This is a genomic window from Aquitalea aquatica, from assembly GCF_013911085.1.
GTDB lineage: Bacteria > Pseudomonadota > Gammaproteobacteria > Burkholderiales > Chromobacteriaceae > Aquitalea > Aquitalea aquatica.
On record NZ_JACERN010000033.1, the window covers coordinates 332487 to 351412 of the forward strand.

Here is an 18926-nt window from a genome sequence, read left to right on the forward strand (position 1 = left end):
ACCCTACTGCCTGACAAGGGCAGCCGCCGGGAACGGCCGACCTCAAGAGAATCTGTTTACATGACCTGTTCGCTCAGCACACTCCGTACCCTCAGCCTTGCCCTGACCCTTGCCGCCGCCCTGCCAGCGCAGGCCGGCAATAACGAAGACCTGCTTGCCGCCCGTGAGGCCTATCGCAGCAACGATATTAGCAAGCTGACTGCCATCGCCAGCGCCATGCCCGCCAGCTATGCACTGCATGACTACCCGTCCTACTGGCTGACCCTCAAAGCGCTGGACCGCGACAACGATGGCCAGGTTGTGGGCTTTCTCAATAGTGTGCGCGAAGGCTGGATGCCGGAAAAAATCCGTAATGAATGGCTGAAAAAACTGGGTAAGCGCGAAGACTGGGGCAGTTTCTCAGCCGAGTGGAAAAAGCTGCCGGAAGAGGCAAGGGATGAAGAATCGACCTGCTACGGCCAGTTGCAGGAACTACGCCAGGGCAAGAAGCCTGATGATCTCAACCGTTTTCTGGAAATGCGCGCCACCCCGGATGGCTGTAACCAGCTGATTACCGCGGCCGCGGCCAAAGGCATGCTGACCCAGGACTGGTTGTGGCGTCGGGTTCGCTTGCTACTGGCCGGCAATTTTGTCACGCAGGCTCGCCAACTGGCTGAAGCGACCAATCTGCCCTTGGACAACGCTGCCTTGAACAACCCGGCCAATGCCAGTGCAGCCAGCCCTGGCGGGCAAGAGGCCATCACCTACGGCATAGTCAGCAAGGCGCGCAGTGACAGCAATGCCGCCGTCAGCCGTTTACTGGCTGCAGAAGGCTCACTGAGCAAGGAGCGCAGCGGCTTTGCCTGGGGCCAGCTGGCCTTGCTGTCGGCGCGCAAGCAACTGATGGCGCAGGCACTGCAATGGTATGCCAAGGCCGACCCGCAACAATTGACCAGCGAACAATGGGAATGGTGGGCACGCGCCGCGCTACGTGGCGAACAATGGGCACAGCTGGAGCAGATTACCCGCGCCATGCCTGCCGCAGTAGCAGGCAAACCAGCCTGGCAATACTGGCGCGCCCGCAGCCTGAAGCAATTGGGACGCGGCAGCGAAGCACCGGCGCTGTTTGCCAAGGCCAGTATTGGCCATCATTACTACGCCTTGTTGTCGCTGGAGGAATTGGGCAATGTACTGTCCACCCCCGCCAACAAAACCGGCCCCGGCACAGCCGACATCAGCGCCATGCGTGCCAATCCGGCCATCCAGCGCGCACTGGCCTTGCTGGATATCAGCAATAGCGTTGGCAAGCCGGAACTGCGCAGCGATGCCCAGCGCGAGTGGCGCTGGGCCATGCGCGGCCGCAATGACATGGAATTGCTGGCCGCGGCGGAAATCGGCCGCCGTGAAGCGTTTTACGACATGGCCATCTACAGTGCCGAGCGCACCAAGGAAGAACACGATTATTCGCTGCGCTACCTCACACCCTATCGCGACATCACCCAGCGCTATGCCCGCCAGCTGGATGTGGACGATGCCTGGGTCTATGGCCTGATCCGCCAGGAAAGCCGTTTCATCATCGCCGCCCGCTCTGGCGTGGGTGCCTCCGGCCTGATGCAGCTGATGCCGGCCACCGCCAAATGGGTGGCCAAGAAGATGGGACTGCGCAGCTATTCGGTCACCGACATCGACACCAATGTGCAGCTGGGCACCTGGTATCTGCGCTATGTCCGTGACAGCCTGTCCGGCAACGAAGTCATGGCCACCGCAGCCTACAATGCCGGGCCGGGACGCGCCCGCACCTGGCAAGATAGTCGCCCGCTGGACGGGACCATCTATGCTGAAACCATTCCCTTCAGCGAAACCCGTGATTATGTGCAGAAGGTCATGGCTAATGCGGCTTACTATGCCAGTACCTTTGGCCATGCCAATATTTCGCTGAAGACCCGCATGGGCACCATTCCGGCACGCTGAACCACAGCGGCACAAGGAGAAAGCAATGCAAGATCGACGTATCTGCCTGATCGGCGGCAGCGGCTTCATCGGTAGCTATATTGCAGAGCGGCTGGCCGAACAGGAAGCCGCGCTGACCATCGCCACCCGCAACCGTGACCGCCACAAGGCAGCGCTGATTGTCCTGCCCAAGACCGAAGTGGTTTCCACCAATGTGCATCACCCGCTGGCCCTGCAGCAGCTGCTGGCCGGCCACGACACGGTGATCAGCATGGTGGGCATCCTGCATGGCACGCGCAAGGCCTTTGAACGCGCCCATGTCGAGTTGCTGGACAAGATCATCGCCAGCTGCCACAAGCAGGGAATACGCCGGCTGCTGCATATCAGCGCATTGGGGGCGGATGTCAATGCGCCCAGCGACTACCAGCAAACCAAGGGCATCGCCGAACAGCGGTTGCGCGAAAGCGGGCTGGACTGGACCATTCTGCGGCCATCCGTGGTATTTGGCCGTGGCGATAGCTTTCTCACCCTGTTTGCCGGCCTGCTCGACAAGCTGCCGCTGCTGCCCTTGGCCGGAGCCAATACCCGCTTTGCCCCGGTCTGGGCCGATGATCTGGCACGCGCAGTGGTCGCCTGCCTGCAAAACCCGCACAGCGTGGGCCAAAGCCTCGATCTGACCGGCCCGCGCAGCTATACCCTGGCCGAGCTGGTGCGCTATGTCGGCCAGCTGCGTGGCACACCGCGCCCGGTCATCGGCCTGCCGCAAGGAATTGCCATGCTGCAAGCCGGGCTGATGGAGCTGCTGCCCGGCCCCACCCTGATGAGCCGCGACAATGTGCGCTCACTGGCCGTGGACAATGTCAGCCCGCAGCCCTTCCCCAGCGCCCTGCTCGGCTTTGCCCCGACGCCGCTGGAAGTCGTGGCGCCTCAATACCTGGGCCAGGATGAATTCAATCTGATCCTGTCTGATTACCGCAGGGAAGCCGCCCGCTGATGCAGGTCTATATTGTCGGCGGCGCAGTGCGCGACCGCCTGCTCGGCCTGCCGGTCAAGGATAGGGACTGGGTGGTGGTGGGAGCCAGTGTCGAAAGCATGTTGCAGCAGGGCTATAAACCGGTAGGCAAGGATTTTCCGGTTTTCCTGCACCCGCATAGCCACGAGGAATACGCGCTGGCGCGCACCGAGCGCAAAACCGGCAAGGGCTATCACGGCTTTGCTTTTCATGCTGATGAAAGCGTGACGCTGGAACAGGATCTGGCCCGGCGCGACCTTACCATCAATGCCATTGCCCAGGACGATCAGGGGCAGTTGATCGACCCCTACCACGGGCAACAGGATCTGCGCGCTGGCGTGCTGCGCCATGTCAGCCCGGCCTTTGCCGAAGATCCGGTGCGCATTTTGCGGCTGGCGCGCTTCGCCGCCCGTTTCGGTTTTAGCGTTGCCCCGGAAACCATGCAGTTGATGCAGAACATGGTGGCCGCTGGCGAAGTGGACGCACTGGTGGCCGAGCGGGTATGGCAGGAAATGGCCAAGGCCTTGCAGGAAGACAAGCCCTCGCGCTTCTTCCTGATTTTGCGTGAGTGCGGTGCGCTGCAGCGCATTCTGCCGGAAGTGGACGCCCTGTTCGGCGTGCCGCAACGGGCCGATTACCACCCGGAAATCGACACCGGCGACCACGTGATGCGTGTGATCGACATGGCAGCCAGCATGCAGCAGCCATTGGCCGTGCGTTTTGCCGCACTGACCCACGACCTGGGCAAGGCGCTGACTCCGGCCGACATCCTGCCACGGCATATCGGGCACGAGGCCCGGGGCGAACAACCACTGTTGGCACTGTGCTCACGCTTGCGCGTACCGGCCGAGTGTCGTGACCTGGCGCGCATCACCGTGCTACATCACACCAAAGTGCATGCCACCGCTCAAATGAAGCCAAGCACCATCCTGCGCCTGTTCAAGGATTGCGATGCCCTGCGCCGGCCGGAGCGTTTCCGCCAGATGCTGGCCGCAGGAGTAGCCGATGCCCGTGGCCGCCTGCATTTTGAAACCGATCTCTATCCGCAAGCCGGCTGGCTGGAGCAACTGCTGACAGCGGCGTTAACCGTTGATGCTGGTAGCATTGCCAAGGCCTGTTGCGAGCCGGGACAAATTGCAGCTGCCGTCGATAGTGCCCGTACTCAAGCCATTGCCAGCGCTCGAATTACACTTGGCCTGCCCGATAAAGCTTGATGCAGACAAGCTGAACTTGCCGTACAACCCACTGGAGAACCCGATGAGAATCTGTCTGAGCCTGATTTTTCTGGCCTTGAGCGCCAGCGCCCTGGCCAATTCGGCCTGCGACAAACCCAAGAACGATTTTGATGGCCTGTACTGCCTGAACAAGGTCTATAGCCAAGCCGACAAAGACCTGAACGAGAGTTATGGCGAACTGGCCAAGATGCTGGATGCTGATGGCAGAAAACAATTGAAAAGCGGACAGCTGGGCTGGATTCGCCAGCGTAACGCCGATTGCAGCTATAGCGATCAGCGCGGCTTTTTCGTCAACCTGGATTGTGCCACCCGCACCACCATCGACCGTCTGCAATTCATCAATGACCGCAAGCGCGAGTGCAAGAGTGCCGGCTGCATGAACAGCAAGCTGCAATAAAGCTGCCTCACCCTGCCCGCCTCCCGGCGGCAGGGTCTGCCTTATGGCGCAGCAGATGCCGGCTGGCAGCGCACCGCACCCGCCGCCACTGCCCGCGCCAGCTTCAGCGTCACCGCCGGCTGCGCCAGCCTTGCCTCCTCGGCCGGATTGACGATCACCCCATGCTCCACCAGCACGGCTGGCTGCGTCGCCGTTTTCAGCACCACCAGATCATCAAACCAGTAAATACCCAGCGCCGCATCCGCCAGCGGCCGATTTTCGCCGGCAATGGCTTCTGCATGGTGCAGGGTGGGTCGCTCGCCCGCTTCCTGCAGTGATAGTGCAATCTGCCGGGCGCAGGCCAGGCTTAGTTCGGCAAAGGGGTTCTTGCGTGAGACAAACAGCGAGTAACCCTGAAAGCGACCGGCCTCGGGTAGGTATTGCGGCTGCACCGAGTCGTGATGCACCGACAGCAGCAATTGCCGCCCTTGCGCCAGTTGCGTGCGCTCGCTCAGTTGCCTGATATCCCCTGCCGCACCGATCAGCAGCACGTCGACTCCACGTTGCTGCAATTGCTCCACCAGCAGCAGGGCCATGCGCCGGTTGAAGCTGAACTCGGTCTGCCCGCTGGCACTACGCGCGCCCGAGGCCTGCAAGGAATGGCCGACATCCACGGCAACCGTTTGCACGGTCTGAGCCAGGGCGGGTATAGCCAGGCTTAGCAGCAGGATCAGGCTCCAACACAGTCTCATCAGGAATCCACCTTGTAAAAATAACAGCCGCAACCCAAAAAACCGGCGCTAGCGCGCCTTACCCTATGGACGCAGCGCCATTGTGTTCGCTGCGCCCAAACGCAAACGGCTCAGTGGGCGGCGGCCAGCTCCAGCTGGCGCACTCGTTCGAACAGGCAGACGGTGGCCGCCATCGCCACATTCAGCGACTCGGCATGCCCCGGCATGGGGATACGGATGCGGGCATCGGCCAGCGCCAGCAAGGCCGGCGAAACACCGGCACCTTCATTACCAAACACCAGCGCCACCGCTCCGGTCAGATCCTGGCTGTACAGCGAGCTGCTGCCATCCAGATAAGTCACCAGCTTGCGCCCGGCGAAGCCACGCATGGCCGGCTCCAGCTCGACCTGTTCATGAATGCTGAGTACAAAATGCGCCCCCATGCCGGCACGCAGCACCTTGGGGGAATAGACATCAACACAGCCTTTGGACAGCAGCACCTCGCGCACGCCAGAGGCGGCAGCACAGCGCAGGATGGTACCCAGATTGCCTGGGTCCTGGATATCTTCCAGCAGCACCCGCGCCGCATTGGCCGCCGGGGCCGCCGGTTGCGGCCGGGCACACAGGGCCAGCAGCTCGGGCGGCGTGGCCAGGGCACTGGCCTTGGCCATGATGGGCTCGGGCAGGATGGCCAAGGCACAGCTCGCCGGCAAGGATGCCAGCAAGGCCGCCACCTCGACATGAGCCAGTGCCTGGGCATTGACATAGACACGCTGCGGCAGCAGGCCGGCCTCGAGACAGGACTGGGTCAAATGAATGCCTTCCAGCACCATCAGGCCCTGCTTGCGCCGCTCGCGGCTGTTCTGTACCAGCCGCGCCAGCTGTTTGACTTCGTCGTTATGGGGAGAGCTTATGGTTTTACCGGTGTACTGCATGCATCAATGGTGCGGCGTCAGCCTGGCCACCAGTTCCTTGAAGCGGTGATAGCTGGTGTCGTCGATATCGCGGCCACTACGGCCATTGTCGACATAGAACACCCCCGCCAGCCGATGGCCCAGATACAGGCTCATGATGGCGAATTCGCTATCTCCGATATGTTCGAAAAAATCATCTTCGTACTTGCGCACCAGCTGGTTACGCACGCTTTCCGGTGCATGGAAACTCTGTGCCTTGCTGGTGAGCAGGGCAAGAAAACTGCCGGGCTCCAGCTCCAGCGGCAGTTTGCGCAGCGCGTGGCCTTCGGCCAAGCCCACCTGGTATTTCAGGCGCAGGCTGTGGCTGTCGTGATCGTAGCGATAAAACAGTACCCGCTCGAATTTCAGGTCATTGGACAGATGGCGAATCGATTCGCGTATGCCCTGCTCCAGTTGATCGGGATTGGTCAGTGCCACCGCTTTTTTCAACTCCGGCCGCTGGTATTCTCCCTCAATCAGCAGAATGGAACGCGCCGGGTAGGTGTAAGCTACTGCACGTGGCTGTCGTGCCACTGTCAGACAAGCTTGCACTACGCCCAAATAAACCTGCTGCGGCGTGGCCCCAATCAGCTTGGCAACCAAATCCAGTCCTACATTCCATGACGAGCGCCACCAGCCCTGCTCCAGCGAGTTGGCGGTAGCCATCGCCAGCTTCAGCAGCTGCTTGCGTTTTGACGGTGCACCGCTGCCCAGTAGGTTCAGCAATCCTGCCGGCAGCGGAATGGCCTGAACAAACTGCTCCAGCACCTTGGAGTAGTCACTGCCGAAATGGTCGGCGACTTCCTGCAGCAAAGGCTTGTCTGGCAGCTGGTTACGGTAGATCAGATACAGGCAGGCTGGCAGATTGTAGATCAGCGCAGCAACAAAGCAGTCTTCCACCTTGTGCTCGCCGGAAATCGACAGCCATTCCTTGATGATGAGTGCCGCCACCCGGCTGCGCCCCAGCCAATCTTCCACCGCCTCCACCACCTCGGCATCCAGCTTGTCCGGGACTGGCTGCATGGCACTGAGTTTGCCGAAGCGATGTACCACCGCCTCCAGCCCCATCAGCATCAGCGTCTGCTCGACCGAAGGGATCGATTCATTGCGCTGCAAGGCACGCGAGCCACCCACCACGCGCAGCAGGTCGAACAGCAGTAGCGGATCGGACAGGCAAAGATTGGCCAGATCAGTAAAGCTGATCAGATCATTGTGACGCGAGCAAGCATCCCTGACCTCGAGCAAGGTAGAGGGAAGAATCGGCCAGCGCCGTTCGGCGATGGACTGAAACCAGTTAGCGAGATCCATGGGGGTGGCACCAGATCAGCAATTCTTTCTGCAGCGGTCCGCCAAGCGGAATCCGGCTATCAGGTTGGACATCGGGAACCATGAAGGTATTGCTCACCAGCACGGAGGCTGGCATGCCTTCGGCCAGAAACTTGCGCCAGACCCGGGGCATGGGTGCCGGCGACAAGAAGGCATACACCGCGTCATAGTCCCCCCAGTGTTCTTTCCAGAAACTATGGCAGGCAAAGCGCAGTCCCGCAGGGCGACCGGCCCGCCACCAGCGCAGCCGCGCCAGCAACCAGCTGCCCCAGGCGTTTTCCAGCGCCAGAATCTGCAGATCGGGCCGCAAGGCCACCAGCTGCATTGCCAGACGGCCATCACCGCAGCCAGCTTCCAGCAGGCGGGCGCCATGCGGCAGGTATTGCGCCAGCCGGTCCGCCACTTCCGGCGCAGAGCGATACAGAGGAACCCGCTCGGTCAGTGCATTGCGTCCCAGCGCCACCGTCAGCAGCAGGCCCAGCAGATACACCCAGCCAGGCAAGCCTTGTTGCTGCAACAGCACCACCGCCGGCAGAAACAGGCCATGCACCAGCTTTTGCCAGCCCGCCATGCGCCAGACATAGGCTAGCAAAGCCGCACACAAACCCTGCAGCACCGACCAGGCCTGTGGCTGCAGGGCCGGTGCGATAAAAAACCAGGCAGCCAAGGCTGCCAGCAACTGCACCGTCAGATGGCGAAGCCAGAACCAGCGCATGCAGGCTTATTCGGCCTTGGCCGGGGCGGCGGCGTTTTCGGCCGGGCCGATAGGGCCGATCGGCTCCTGACTCAGCTGTGTCTTGACACCATCATTGAGGATGGCGTGTTCGGCCTCCTGATTCAGCACCACGATGGTAATGCGGCGATTTTCCGGGCTGAACACATTGCTCTTGATCAGCGGATTGGCTGCTGCCACCCCGACCACGCGCATCACCTTGTCTTCCTGCAAGCCACCGGCCACCAGTTCGCGCCGTGCGGTATTGGCCCGATCAGCCGACAGCTCCCAGTTGCTGTAACCGCTCTGGCCATTGCCAAACGGCGTGGCATCGGTATGCCCGGAGATGCTGATGCGATTAGGCAACTGATTCAGCTGCTGCGCCAGTTGCTGCAGCAATTCACGGGTATGCGGCAACATGCGCGAACTGCCGGAATCGAACATGGGGCGGTTCTGCTCGTCAACGATCTGGATCTTCAGCCCTTCAGGCGTCATTTCCAGCTTCATCTGGTTCTTGTAATCCTTCAGAACCTGACTCTGTTCCACGCTGGACTGGATCTTCTGCTGCAGCTTGTCCAGTGCCTGCTTTTCCATCACCTTGCGCTCTTGTTCCTTGCTGCTCTTGTTGACCTGGCCAGCCTTCTTGGTCAGATCGTTACCGCCACCCTTCACCACCGAGGTAGCATCGCCGGCGCCATCGCCACCAGACATCGCCACCTTGAGCGGCGTCTTGAAGTATTCGGCAATACCGTTAAGGGTGCCTTGCGAGGCCGAGCCCAGCAGCCACATCAGCAGGAAGAAGGCCATCATTGCCGTCACGAAGTCGGCATAGGCAATCTTCCAGGCACCGCCATGATGGCCGTGCCCACCTTTTTTGATGCGTTTGACAATAATGGGGCGTTGCGATTCGTCAGCCATGTTCCAACCCTGTTGCGCTTATTTTTTGGCCTGCTTGACGTGATCTTCCAGTTCCTTGAAGGAAGGACGATCCATCGAAGTCAGCACCTTGCGGCCAAACTCCACCGCCACCTGCGGGGCATAGCCGTTCAGACTGGCCAGCAGGGTCACCTTGATGGTCTGGAATACCCGGGTGCCATCACCCAGCTTGTGCTCCAGAATGGTCGCCAGCGGGGCCACAAAACCGTAGGCCAGCAAAATACCCAGGAAAGTACCCACCAGGGCATGAGCAATCAGCATGCCCAGCTCTGATGGCGGTGCACCCACCGACTCCATGGTATGCACCACGCCCATCACCGCCGCTACGATACCGAAGGCTGGCAAGCCATCGGCCAGGCCTTTTACCGCGCTGATCGGCACTTCGCCTTCATGGTGGTGGGTTTCGATTTCCACATCCATCAGGTTTTCAATTTCGAAGGCATTGAGGTTGCCCCCCACCATCAGCCGCAGATAGTCACAGATAAATTCGACGACATGGTGATCGTGCAATACCGCCGGATATTTGGAGAACACCGGGCTGGATTCCGGATTTTCCACATCGGCTTCCACCGACATCAGGCCTTCCTTGCGCACCTTGGACAGGATTTCAAACAACAAGGTGAACAGCTCCATGTAGAAGGCCTTGTTGTAGGGCGAGCCCTTGAATACCGTTGGCAAAGCCTTGATGGTGGCCTTCATCGGGGCGCCGCCATTGGCAACCACGAAAGCGCCAGCTGCCGCACCGGCAATCATGACCACCTCCAGAGGCTGCATCAGCGCCCCCAGATGGCCCCCTGCTGCGACAAAGCCCCCCAGCACGCAGCCGAGGAGAAGAAGGTAGCCGATTCCAACAAACATTAGCTTGGTCCTGTAATTGTGATTATCGCGACTAGATTTACTGTCACTGCCATTCCGTTCCTGGCATCCCCGCACTGGCCGGCATTGGCGTCAAGCACCTCCATTACCCGGCCAGATTTAGCTGAGCTGCAGGCAGCCCAAGCCCCTGACAAGGCAACGACAGCCCGAATAATAGCATGGCATTTACAGCTTGCAGTTGACCTGTACCCTTCTTTTGTAGCCAGCCCGCAGGCAATCTGGCAAGCAAAGCGCCAACAATGACCAACAAAAACGGGCCACCCGAAGGGCGACCCGTTTGCATCAAGTACCTCTCACGGCAATGGCTCAGGCCAGACCGCGTTCTTTCAGCTGCTTTTCAAACTCCACCATGCACTTGGCGGCGGTATCCAGCATCTGGTCGATTTCTTCCTTGCTGATCACCAGCGGCGGTGCGGAGACGATGTGATCGCCGCAGGCACGCATGATCAGGTTGTTCTTGAAGAAGATATCGCGGCACAGGGTGCCGATTTCGCCAAAGTTGGGGAACAGTTCGCGCGTGGCCTTGTTCTTGACCAGGGTGAAAGCCTGGATCAGGCCCACGCCACGGACATCGTCCACATGTTCGAACTGGCCAAACACCTCGCGCCAGCGTTTTTGCATGTAAGGGCCAGTGTCGTTCTTCACGCGGTCAACAATGCCTTCGTCACGCAGTGCCTTGACGTTGGCGTGTGCCACGGCAGCGGCTACCGGGTGGCCGGAGTAGGTAAAGCCGTGATTGAAGTCGCCGCCCTCGGCCAGGGTAGTGGCGACCTTGTCATTGACGAATACCGCACCAATCGGCTGGTAACCCGACGACAGACCCTTGGCGGTGGTGAAGATATCCGGCTTGAAGCCGAATACCTGCTGACCGAACCATTCACCAGTGCGACCAAAGCCGCAGATGACTTCGTCGGCCACCAGCAGGATGTCGTATTTCTGGCAAATGCGCTGGATTTCCGGCCAGTAGGTGGACGGCGGTACGATCACGCCACCCGCGCCCTGGATCGGCTCACCGACAAAAGCGGCAACCTTGTCGGCACCCACTTCCAGAATCTTGTCTTCCACCCATTTGGCGGCAGCCAGGCCAAATTCTTCCGGCGTCATGTCCTTGCCGTGCTTGTACCACCATGGCTGCTCGACATGGACGATGCCCGGAATCGGCAGGTCGCCCTGTTCGTGCATGTAAGTCATGCCGCCCAGGCTGGCGCCACCGATGGTGGAACCGTGATAGCCGTTCCAGCGGCCGATCAGGGTTTTCTTGTCCTTCTTGCCTTTTACATCCCAGTAGCGGCGCACCATGCGAATCATGGTATCGACGGATTCGGAGCCGGAGTTGGTGTAGAAAACGTGTTTGAAGCCTTCGGGGGCCACTTCAGCCAGCAGGTGGGACAATTCCACCACGGCCGGATGCGTGGTCTTGAAGAAGGTATTGTAGTAGGCCAGCTGTTCCATCTGGCGCTTCGCCACTTCCGGCAGATCCTTGCGGCCATAACCGATATTGACACACCACAGGCCGGCCATTCCGTCGAGAATCTTGTTCCCTTCAGAGTCGTACAGATAAATGCCATCGGCCTTGGTGATGACACGCGCACCCTGCTCGTTCAGCGAGTTGGTATCAGTAAACGGGTGCAGATGGTGTGCTGCATCCAGTTCGCGCCATTCGGTCGTAGTACGTTGGTTCTGCATAAAAGCTTCCTCTCTACTATCTCTCCAGCCCCTGTGGGGCTTATTGTTGGGCTGGCCGGAATCGGCCAGCCTCAGGCTGCAACATTGATGTTTCAAAACAAGGCCCTGACGGGCCTTGCGATCAAGATGCCTGCTGCGACTGCCACTATCCGGACGCCCGGCATGCCGGGCATCCGCTGCCGACCTCTACGGATCGGCAGCACTCACCTGAAACGTTTTTTTATACGTGCAGCAGCAGGAACTTGCGTTCCCACGGACTGATGACGCGGAAGTATTCGGAGAATTCCTTCTCCTTCATACCCAGATACATCTTCACGAAATGCGGGCCCATGACTTCCGGAATATCCGGGCAGGCGGCCAGACGCTTGAGCGACTCTTCAGCACCATGCGGGAACTGGAAGGGCAGCTCGTAAGCATCGGTCGACATCGGTTCACGCGGCTTGATCTTGTTGACGATACCCAGGTAACCGCAGGCCAGGGTGGCAGCCATGGCGATATAGGGGTTCACGTCCACACCCGGTACGCGGTTTTCCACACGGCGGGCTGCCGGGGAAGAATGCGGCACACGCAGGCCGACGGTACGGTTGTCGTAGCCCCACTCCACATTGGTCGGCGCAGCGGTATACGGGCTGAGGCGACGGAAGGAGTTCACGTACGGGGCAAAGAACGGCATCACTTCCGGGATGTAGTGCTGCATGCCACCGATGAAGTGGAAGAAGATGTCGGACGGGCTGCCATCTTCATTGGTGAACACATTCTTGCCGGTGTTCTTGTCGATCAGGCTCTGGTGCATGTGCATAGCCGAGCCCGGCTCGTTTTCCATCGGTTTGGCCATGAAGGTGGCGTACATATTGTGACGGAAGGCTGCCTCGCGCACGGTACGCTTGAACAGGAATACCTGGTCGGCCAGATCCAGCGGGTTGCCGTGCAGGAAGTTGATTTCCATCTGCGCGGTGCCGATTTCGTGAATCAGCGTGTCCACTTCCAGATTCTGCGCATGGCAGTAGTCGTAGATGTCTTCAAACAGCGGATCGAATTCGTTGACCGCATCAATAGAATAGGAGCGGCGGCCAAACTCGGCGCGACCGGTACGGCCGATCGGTGCGGTCAGCGGGATGTCCGGATCCGGGTTCGGCGACATCAGGTAGAACTCCATTTCCGGAGCCAGTACCGGTTCGAAGCCCAGTTCGTCAAACAGGCCCAATACACGCTTGAGCACGCTGCGCGGTGCCACGTCCACCAGCGAGCCATCGGCGCGGTAGCAGTCGTAGATCAGCTGGGCGGTGGGGTCGGCAGCCCAGGGCACAAAGCGCAGCGAGTTCGGATCGGGCGTCAGCACCATGTCCGGGTCAGTCAGGTCCAGCATGCTGTCATCCGGGTAATCGCCGGTGACAGTCTGGATCAGCACTGCTTCCGGAAGACGCATTTCCGGGTCGGAGACGAATTTGTCCTTGGGGACGATCTTGCCGCGTGCCACGCCGGTCATGTCCGGTACGATGCACTCGACTTCCGTGATGCGATGTTCTCGCAGCCAATCATTGATTTGGTTCATGTTTTCCTCTACTTCCATTGTGGCCGGTGTACCGGCTCTGGATGACGTGCGATTCAGCCCTGACGGCTGGCACGACGCGCGCGGCAAGCGTCACCGAACGCATTGAAAATGGCCATGGACACCGGGTTTTCCCAGTATTTCCATTCAGGATGCCACTGCGCGCCGTAGGCAAAGCCCTTGGCATCCCTGACCCGGTATGCTTCCACCAGCCCGTCATCCGCCACGCCTTCCGCCACCAGGCGGTCGGCCAGACGTTTGATCCCTTGCTGGTGCAGCGAGTTCACCCTGACTTCATCCTGCCCCAGCCAGCTCTTGAGCAGGCTGTCCGGTTGCAGGTGCAGGGCATGTGCCAGACCATACATCTCATCCAGATTCTGAGTATCCGGCTCGCGATGATCGCCAAAGCCTTGTTCTTCCTGTACGTGCTGGAAGAGTTCACCGCCCAGTGCAACATTGATTTCCTGGAAACCGCGGCAAATACCCAGAAGCGGGATGCCTTCTTGCAGAAGAAGGTCGATGAGCGGCAGCGTGGTTGCATCACGCGCCGGATCATGAAGTGTTCCCTGGCGGCTGGTCTGGCCGCCATAACGATGAGGCTCGATATTGGACAGCGAGCCGGGCAGCAGCACACCATCCACAAATTTGAGATATTCACGCAGCGGTGCCGCGCTGCCCAAAGAAGGAATCAGCACCGGGATACCACCTACGCCACCTGCGGCAGCTGCAATGTATTTCTCGCCAACCGCATGAAATGGCAGACCGCCCACCATTTTCACATCACACGGAATGCCGATAATCGGTTGCTGCATAAGGACCTCGTTCACTCGATTGGAGAAACCGCCCACGCGGTTTCCGACAGGTTGCCAGCGACTACACACCACTGCCTGGCTGCAGCCCGGTACCGCACCGGCCCAGTGTGACTCAAGTCCGGCAAGGCCGGCCACAAGAAACTGAACAGAAGTAAGTACCCTTCATGCCGTCCAGCAAACCATGACGGACAGCATGAACGCTATCATCGCACAAACCAAGGTTTGATCAAATATACTGTTGCAGATGTTTAAAAAAATCCACAACACCCTTGATTCCTGAGGCTGATTCTGGCTATAAACTCCAAAACATGCAAAGAAATTTGATTTTGCAGCGCAACAACAGATGCAGGATACGATCAAAAACCATATGATGGAACGTCTAAAATTATTAACATAGATGGAAGCAGCCAGATGGATGTAGGCGCACGATTGAGAGTGGTCAGAGACCGGTTTGGTCTGTCACAACGCGAACTTGCCAAGCGGGCAGGCGTCACCAACGGCACGATCTCCCTGATCGAGCAGAATCGCGTCAGCCCGTCGATCAGCTCCTTGAAGAAGGTACTGGAAGGCCTGCCGATGACCTTGGCGGAATTTTTCACTTTTGATGTAGAGCCGCAACAGCCGCGCGTGTTCTACCAGGCAAAAGAACTTCCCAATCTGGGCAATGATCAAATCAGGCTGCTGCTGGTCGGCACCGCCCACGAACGGCGTGATATCGCCATTCTGAAAGAGCATTACGAACCGGGTGCCGACACCGGCCCCGACATGCTGATGCATGAGGGCCAGGAAGGTGGCGTCATCATTGCCGGTTCGATTGAAATCACGGTCAACAACGAAACCCGTATTTTGGGTCCGGGCGACTCTTACTATTTCGACAGCAAGTTGCCGCATCGCTTTCGCAACATCGGCAATGAAATCTGCGAAATGGTCAGCGCCAGCTCGCCGCCCACATTCTGATTGACGGTCGCCAGCAACGAGCAACCGGAATCACCTTACATAAATATCAGGAGAAGACCCATGGCGCGTACCCATGCAGAGTGGAAACAGCTTGCTGCACAACTGAATATCGAAGGCCGTGCCTTCATCAACGGTGCCTACACCAGCGCCGCCGATGGCAAGACCTTCGATTGCGTCAATCCAGCCAACGGTCAGAAATTGGCCGACATCGCCTGCTGCGGTGAAGCTGAAGTAAACGCTGCCGTGTCCGCCGCCCGTGCTGCCTTTGATGCCGGCAAGTGGTCGGAGCTGGCCCCGCTGGCACGTGGCAGCATCCTGAAGCGCTTTGCCGCGCTGATCCGCCAGCATGGCGACGAGCTGGCGCTGCTGGAAACGCTGGACATGGGCAAGCCGATTGGCGACTCCACTACCGTGGACGTGCCGGGTGCCGCTTACTGCGTGGAATGGTTTGCCGAAGCCATCGACAAGATCGGTGGCGAAGTGGCGCCGGTCGACCCCAAGCTGGTGGGCCTGGTGACCCGCGAAGCCATTGGCGTGGTGGCAGCCGTGGTGCCGTGGAACTTCCCCATCCTGATGGCAAGCTGGAAATTCGGCCCTGCCCTGGCTGCCGGCAATGCCGTCATCGTCAAGCCCTCGGAAAAATCCCCGCTCACCGCCATTCGCCTGGCGCAACTAGCCAAGGATGCCGGCATCCCTGACGGTATTTTCCAGGTGCTGCCCGGCGCGGGTGACGTCGGCAAGGCACTGGCCCTGCACATGGATGTAGACTGCCTGGCGTTTACCGGCTCCACCGGTGTGGGCAAGCTGATTGCCGGCTATGCCGCCCAATCCAACCTCAAGCGTGTCTGGCTGGAGCTGGGTGGCAAGTCGCCCAATATCGTGCTGGAAGACTGCCCGGACATTGCCAAGGCCGCCCGTACCGCAGCCGGTGCCATTTTCTTCAATATGGGGGAAATGTGCACCGCCGGCTCACGCGTGCTGGTACAGCGCAGCGTGAAAGAAGCCTTCCTGGCCGAGTTCAAGAAGGCTGCCCAGGGCTGGTTCCCGGGCGATCCGCTGGACCCGGCCACCAGCATGGGTGCCATTGTCGACAAGATCCAGTACGACAAGGTGCTGTCCTATGTCGACAAGGGCCTGAGCGAAGGCGCTGGCCTGATTTGCGGCGGTAAGGCTGCCCACACCGACAAGGGCCTGTTCATCGAACCGACCGCCTTTGATTGCCAGCGCCCGGACATGACTACCTGCCGTGAGGAAATCTTCGGGCCGGTGCTGTCGGTGATCACCTTCGACACCCTGGACGAAGCCGTCAGCATCGCCAACGATACCGAATACGGCCTGGCCGCTGCGGTATGGACCTCCAACGTCAGCACCGCCCATCAGGTATCGCGCCGTCTGCGCGCCGGCACCGTGTGGGTCAACTGCTACGACGAAGGCGGCGACATGAACTTCCCCTTCGGCGGCTTCAAGCAGTCTGGCAATGGCCGCGACAAATCGCTGCACGCGCTGGAAAAATACAGCGAGCTGAAGAGCACGCTGATCAAGCTGTAAGACAGCTCAGCTGCATGCAAAAGGCGCTCCACGGAGCGCCTTTTTCTTTCAATACCGATGATGGAGACATCAGCCCTGGCGGGTGATCTCCAGCGCCAGCGCCTCGGCCACGCGGATACCATCCACGCCAGCCGACAGGATGCCGCCAGCGTAACCGGCACCTTCGCCGGCCGGGTACAGGCCCTTCACGTTCAGGCTTTGCAAGTCTTCGCCACGGGTAATGCGCAGCGGCGAGCTGGTACGCGTTTCCACCCCGGTCAGCACGGCGTCGTGCATGTCGTAGCCACGGATCTTCTTGCCGAACTCCGGCAGCGCCTCGCGCATGGCGCTGATGGCAAAGTCCGGCAACGCCGTGGCCAGATCGGTCCAGTGCACACCAGGCTGATAGGACGGCTCCACCGAACCCACCGCCGTGGAGGCACGCCCAGCCAGGAAATCACCCACCAGTTGCGCCGGCGCCTCGTAAGTGCTGCCACCCAGCACATAAGCGTGGCTTTCAAGCGCCCGCTGGAAGGCAATACCGGCCAGTGCGCCACCCGGGTAGTCTTCCGGATTGATGCTCACCACCAGGCCGGAGTTGGCATTGCGCTCGGCACGCGAGTATTGGCTCATGCCATTGGTGACCACACGGCCCTCTTCCGAGGTGGCCGCCACCACCTGCCCGCCCGGGCACATGCAGAAGCTGTACACCGCTCGGCCATTGCTGGCGTGATGCACCAGCTTGTAATCCGCCGCCCCCAGAATGGGGTGACCCGCGTATTTGCCCCAGCGCGCCTTGTCGATCAGGGTTTGCGGGTGCTCGATACGGAAGCCCACCGAGAACGGCTTGGCTTCCATGAACACGCCACGCTGGTGCAGCATTTCGAAGGTGTCACGCGCACTGTGTCCCAAGGCCAGAATCACCTGATCGGCCTCGATCTGGCTGCCATCAGCCAGCGTCAGGCCACGGATATGGCCATTGTCGATGTGCAGATCAGTCACGCGTTGCTGGAAGCGGATTTCACCGCCCAGCGACTCGATTTCCGCCCGCATCTTTTCTACCATGCTGACCAGGCGGAAGGTGCCGATGTGCGGCTTGGCAATGAACAGGATTTCTTCCGGCGCACCAGCCTTGACGAACTCGGTCAGCACCTTGCGGCCCAGATGACGCGGGTCCTTGATCTGGCTGTACAGCTTGCCGTCCGAGAAAGTACCGGCACCGCCCTCGCCAAACTGCACATTGGATTCCGGGTTCAGCACATTCTTGCGCCACAGGCCCCAGGTATCCTTGGTGCGCTCGCGCACTTTCTTGCCGCGCTCCAGCACAATGGGTTTGAAGCCCATTTGCGCCAGCACCAGCGCTGCCAGCAGGCCACAGGGGCCAAAGCCCACTACGACCGGGCGCTTGGCCAGCGTGGCCGGGGCCTGGGTGACAAAGTGGTAGCTGGTATCCGGCGTGGCCAACACATGGATATCGTCCTTGAAGCGGGCCAGCAATCTGGCTTCGCCTTCCACTTCCATGTCGATGATGTAGGCCAGGCTCATCACGCCACGGCGGGCATCATAGCTGCGTTTGAAGACGGTGTAGCTTTTGAGGTCGGCCGGCTTGATACCCAGAAAGGCCACGATGGCAGCGGCCAGATCTTGTTCGCTGTGATCCAGCGGCAGTTTGAGTTCGGTAATGCGTAACATGCTGATTCCAATGCACAGGTTGCTGTCTATTCAACAAGGGCCGTATTGTAGGAGGGACGCCCGGCAAAAGCAAAACCGGCCCAGTGGGCCGGTCGTCGTCGCTATGCCGGACAGGCTTAGTCGCGGAAGTTGTTGAACTGCAGCGGCATGCCGTTTTCCATGTCATCGGCAATTTCCTTGCGCATCAGCGCGATGCATTCCTGCAGGAGATCGCGCTTGGCACCGGACACGCGCACCGATTCGCCCTGAATGCTGGCCTGCACCTTGAGCTTGGAATCCTTGATGATGCGGACAATTTTCTTGGCCATTTCGGTTTCCAGGCCTTCTTTTACCGTCAGCACCTTCTTGACCTTGTTGCCGCTGACTTTTTCCAGCTTGCCATATTCCATGCAGCGCACATCCACACCGCGCTTGGACAGCTTGTTCACCAGAATGTCGTTAACCTGGTCCAGCTGGAATTCGGCGTCGGCGTACAGGGTGACTTCCTTGTCGGTCTGCTCGATACGGGAGTCGCTACCCTTGAAATCGTAGCGGGTGGACACTTCCTTGTTGGCTTGCTCGATGGCATTGCGCACTTCTACTTTATTGACTTCGGAAACAATATCAAAAGACGGCAT

At 59.8% G+C, this 18926-nt stretch carries 17 protein-coding genes; 6 read left to right on the plus strand and 11 right to left on the minus strand.

Annotation, left to right across the window (positions count from 1 at the left end):
- The first annotated feature begins 60 nt into the window (after positions 1-60).
- The 4 genes from H2Z84_RS13950 to H2Z84_RS13965 are packed head-to-tail and all read left to right on the plus strand — an operon-like array spanning position 61 to position 4573.
- Positions 61-1950 carry a lytic transglycosylase domain-containing protein gene (locus H2Z84_RS13950; RefSeq protein WP_181836499.1) on the plus strand — a complete coding sequence of 630 codons (1890 nt, stop codon included), beginning with the start codon at positions 61-63 and terminating at the stop codon, positions 1948-1950.
- Between the two features lie 25 nt (positions 1951-1975).
- Complete coding sequence (locus H2Z84_RS13955; RefSeq protein WP_181836500.1) at positions 1976-2923, plus strand: complex I NDUFA9 subunit family protein; 948 nt, start codon at positions 1976-1978, stop codon at positions 2921-2923.
- A complete protein-coding gene (locus H2Z84_RS13960) occupies positions 2923-4155 on the plus strand; it encodes a multifunctional CCA addition/repair protein (RefSeq protein ID WP_181836501.1) in 1233 nt (410 codons plus the stop codon). Before H2Z84_RS13955 ends, H2Z84_RS13960 begins: the two co-directional genes overlap by 1 nt.
- Before the next feature lie 43 nt (positions 4156-4198).
- On the plus strand, positions 4199-4573 hold the full coding sequence (locus H2Z84_RS13965; RefSeq protein ID WP_181836502.1) for a lysozyme inhibitor LprI family protein: 375 nt from the start codon (positions 4199-4201) through the stop codon (positions 4571-4573).
- A 41-nt stretch (positions 4574-4614) separates the two neighbouring features.
- Here H2Z84_RS13965 and H2Z84_RS13970 read toward each other — a convergent pair whose 3' ends face one another.
- From H2Z84_RS13970 to H2Z84_RS14010, 9 genes are all read right to left on the minus strand, one after another.
- Positions 4615-5304: an N-acetylmuramoyl-L-alanine amidase family protein gene (locus H2Z84_RS13970; protein ID WP_220272840.1), complete on the minus strand. Its 690-nt coding sequence runs from the start codon at positions 5302-5304 to the stop codon at positions 4615-4617.
- 110 nt (positions 5305-5414) lie between these two features.
- Positions 5415-6218 carry a TrmH family RNA methyltransferase gene (locus H2Z84_RS13975; RefSeq protein WP_181836503.1) on the minus strand — a complete coding sequence of 268 codons (804 nt, stop codon included), beginning with the start codon at positions 6216-6218 and terminating at the stop codon, positions 5415-5417.
- Positions 6219-6221: 3 nt separating this feature from the next.
- Complete coding sequence (locus H2Z84_RS13980) at positions 6222-7544, minus strand: HDOD domain-containing protein (protein ID WP_181836504.1); 1323 nt, start codon at positions 7542-7544, stop codon at positions 6222-6224.
- A complete protein-coding gene (locus tag H2Z84_RS13985; RefSeq protein WP_181836505.1) occupies positions 7531-8277 on the minus strand; it encodes a class I SAM-dependent methyltransferase in 747 nt (248 codons plus the stop codon). The genes H2Z84_RS13980 and H2Z84_RS13985 overlap by 14 nt, the downstream gene beginning before the upstream one ends.
- A gap of 6 nt (positions 8278-8283) precedes the next feature.
- Entirely contained in the window at positions 8284-9192 is a 909-nt protein-coding gene (motB, locus tag H2Z84_RS13990; protein WP_181836506.1) for a flagellar motor protein MotB, read from the minus strand.
- Between the two features lie 18 nt (positions 9193-9210).
- Positions 9211-10068: a flagellar motor stator protein MotA gene (gene motA / locus H2Z84_RS13995; protein ID WP_181836507.1), complete on the minus strand. Its 858-nt coding sequence runs from the start codon at positions 10066-10068 to the stop codon at positions 9211-9213.
- Between the two features lie 324 nt (positions 10069-10392).
- The gene (locus H2Z84_RS14000; RefSeq protein ID WP_103523625.1) at positions 10393-11772 is read right to left on the minus strand and encodes an aspartate aminotransferase family protein; all 1380 of its coding nucleotides are present in this window, start codon (positions 11770-11772) and stop codon (positions 10393-10395) included.
- Positions 11773-11992: 220 nt separating this feature from the next.
- Positions 11993-13324 carry a glutamine synthetase family protein gene (locus H2Z84_RS14005; protein ID WP_103523626.1) on the minus strand — a complete coding sequence of 444 codons (1332 nt, stop codon included), beginning with the start codon at positions 13322-13324 and terminating at the stop codon, positions 11993-11995.
- 53 nt (positions 13325-13377) lie between these two features.
- A complete protein-coding gene (locus H2Z84_RS14010) occupies positions 13378-14133 on the minus strand; it encodes a gamma-glutamyl-gamma-aminobutyrate hydrolase family protein (protein WP_181836508.1) in 756 nt (251 codons plus the stop codon).
- 429 nt (positions 14134-14562) lie between these two features.
- Between H2Z84_RS14010 and H2Z84_RS14015 the strand changes: the two genes are divergently transcribed.
- Together H2Z84_RS14015 and H2Z84_RS14020 are read left to right on the plus strand one after the other, a co-directional pair.
- On the plus strand, positions 14563-15090 hold the full coding sequence (locus H2Z84_RS14015; protein WP_233179229.1) for a cupin domain-containing protein: 528 nt from the start codon (positions 14563-14565) through the stop codon (positions 15088-15090).
- Between the two features lie 60 nt (positions 15091-15150).
- Complete coding sequence (locus tag H2Z84_RS14020) at positions 15151-16638, plus strand: aldehyde dehydrogenase (protein ID WP_181836509.1); 1488 nt, start codon at positions 15151-15153, stop codon at positions 16636-16638.
- A 69-nt stretch (positions 16639-16707) separates the two neighbouring features.
- Here H2Z84_RS14020 and H2Z84_RS14025 read toward each other — a convergent pair whose 3' ends face one another.
- Together H2Z84_RS14025 and H2Z84_RS14030 are read right to left on the minus strand one after the other, a co-directional pair.
- The gene (locus H2Z84_RS14025) at positions 16708-18309 is read right to left on the minus strand and encodes an NAD(P)/FAD-dependent oxidoreductase (RefSeq protein WP_181836510.1); all 1602 of its coding nucleotides are present in this window, start codon (positions 18307-18309) and stop codon (positions 16708-16710) included.
- A 116-nt stretch (positions 18310-18425) separates the two neighbouring features.
- Positions 18426-18926: a YajQ family cyclic di-GMP-binding protein gene (locus H2Z84_RS14030; RefSeq protein ID WP_181836511.1), complete on the minus strand. Its 501-nt coding sequence runs from the start codon at positions 18924-18926 to the stop codon at positions 18426-18428.

Excerpts from the sequence above, each read along its gene's own strand:
- H2Z84_RS13950 (WP_181836499.1), top strand. The coding sequence starts at position 61 with ATGACCTGTTCGCTCAGCACACTCCGTACCCTCAGCCTTGCCCTGACC.
- H2Z84_RS13955 (WP_181836500.1), top strand. The coding sequence starts at position 1,976 with ATGCAAGATCGACGTATCTGCCTGATCGGCGGCAGCGGCTTCATCGGT.
- H2Z84_RS13960 (WP_181836501.1), top strand. The coding sequence starts at position 2,923 with ATGCAGGTCTATATTGTCGGCGGCGCAGTGCGCGACCGCCTGCTCGGC.
- H2Z84_RS13965 (WP_181836502.1), top strand. The coding sequence starts at position 4,199 with ATGAGAATCTGTCTGAGCCTGATTTTTCTGGCCTTGAGCGCCAGCGCC.
- H2Z84_RS13970 (WP_220272840.1), bottom strand. The coding sequence starts at position 5,304 with ATGAGACTGTGTTGGAGCCTGATCCTGCTGCTAAGCCTGGCTATACCC.
- H2Z84_RS13975 (WP_181836503.1), bottom strand. The coding sequence starts at position 6,218 with ATGCAGTACACCGGTAAAACCATAAGCTCTCCCCATAACGACGAAGTC.
- H2Z84_RS13980 (WP_181836504.1), bottom strand. The coding sequence starts at position 7,544 with ATGGATCTCGCTAACTGGTTTCAGTCCATCGCCGAACGGCGCTGGCCG.
- H2Z84_RS13985 (WP_181836505.1), bottom strand. The coding sequence starts at position 8,277 with ATGCGCTGGTTCTGGCTTCGCCATCTGACGGTGCAGTTGCTGGCAGCC.
- motB (WP_181836506.1), bottom strand. The coding sequence starts at position 9,192 with ATGGCTGACGAATCGCAACGCCCCATTATTGTCAAACGCATCAAAAAA.
- motA (WP_181836507.1), bottom strand. The coding sequence starts at position 10,068 with ATGTTTGTTGGAATCGGCTACCTTCTTCTCCTCGGCTGCGTGCTGGGG.
- H2Z84_RS14000 (WP_103523625.1), bottom strand. The coding sequence starts at position 11,772 with ATGCAGAACCAACGTACTACGACCGAATGGCGCGAACTGGATGCAGCA.
- H2Z84_RS14005 (WP_103523626.1), bottom strand. The coding sequence starts at position 13,324 with ATGAACCAAATCAATGATTGGCTGCGAGAACATCGCATCACGGAAGTC.
- H2Z84_RS14010 (WP_181836508.1), bottom strand. The coding sequence starts at position 14,133 with ATGCAGCAACCGATTATCGGCATTCCGTGTGATGTGAAAATGGTGGGC.
- H2Z84_RS14020 (WP_181836509.1), top strand. The coding sequence starts at position 15,151 with ATGGCGCGTACCCATGCAGAGTGGAAACAGCTTGCTGCACAACTGAAT.
- H2Z84_RS14025 (WP_181836510.1), bottom strand. The coding sequence starts at position 18,309 with ATGTTACGCATTACCGAACTCAAACTGCCGCTGGATCACAGCGAACAA.
- H2Z84_RS14030 (WP_181836511.1), bottom strand. The coding sequence starts at position 18,926 with ATGCCGTCTTTTGATATTGTTTCCGAAGTCAATAAAGTAGAAGTGCGC.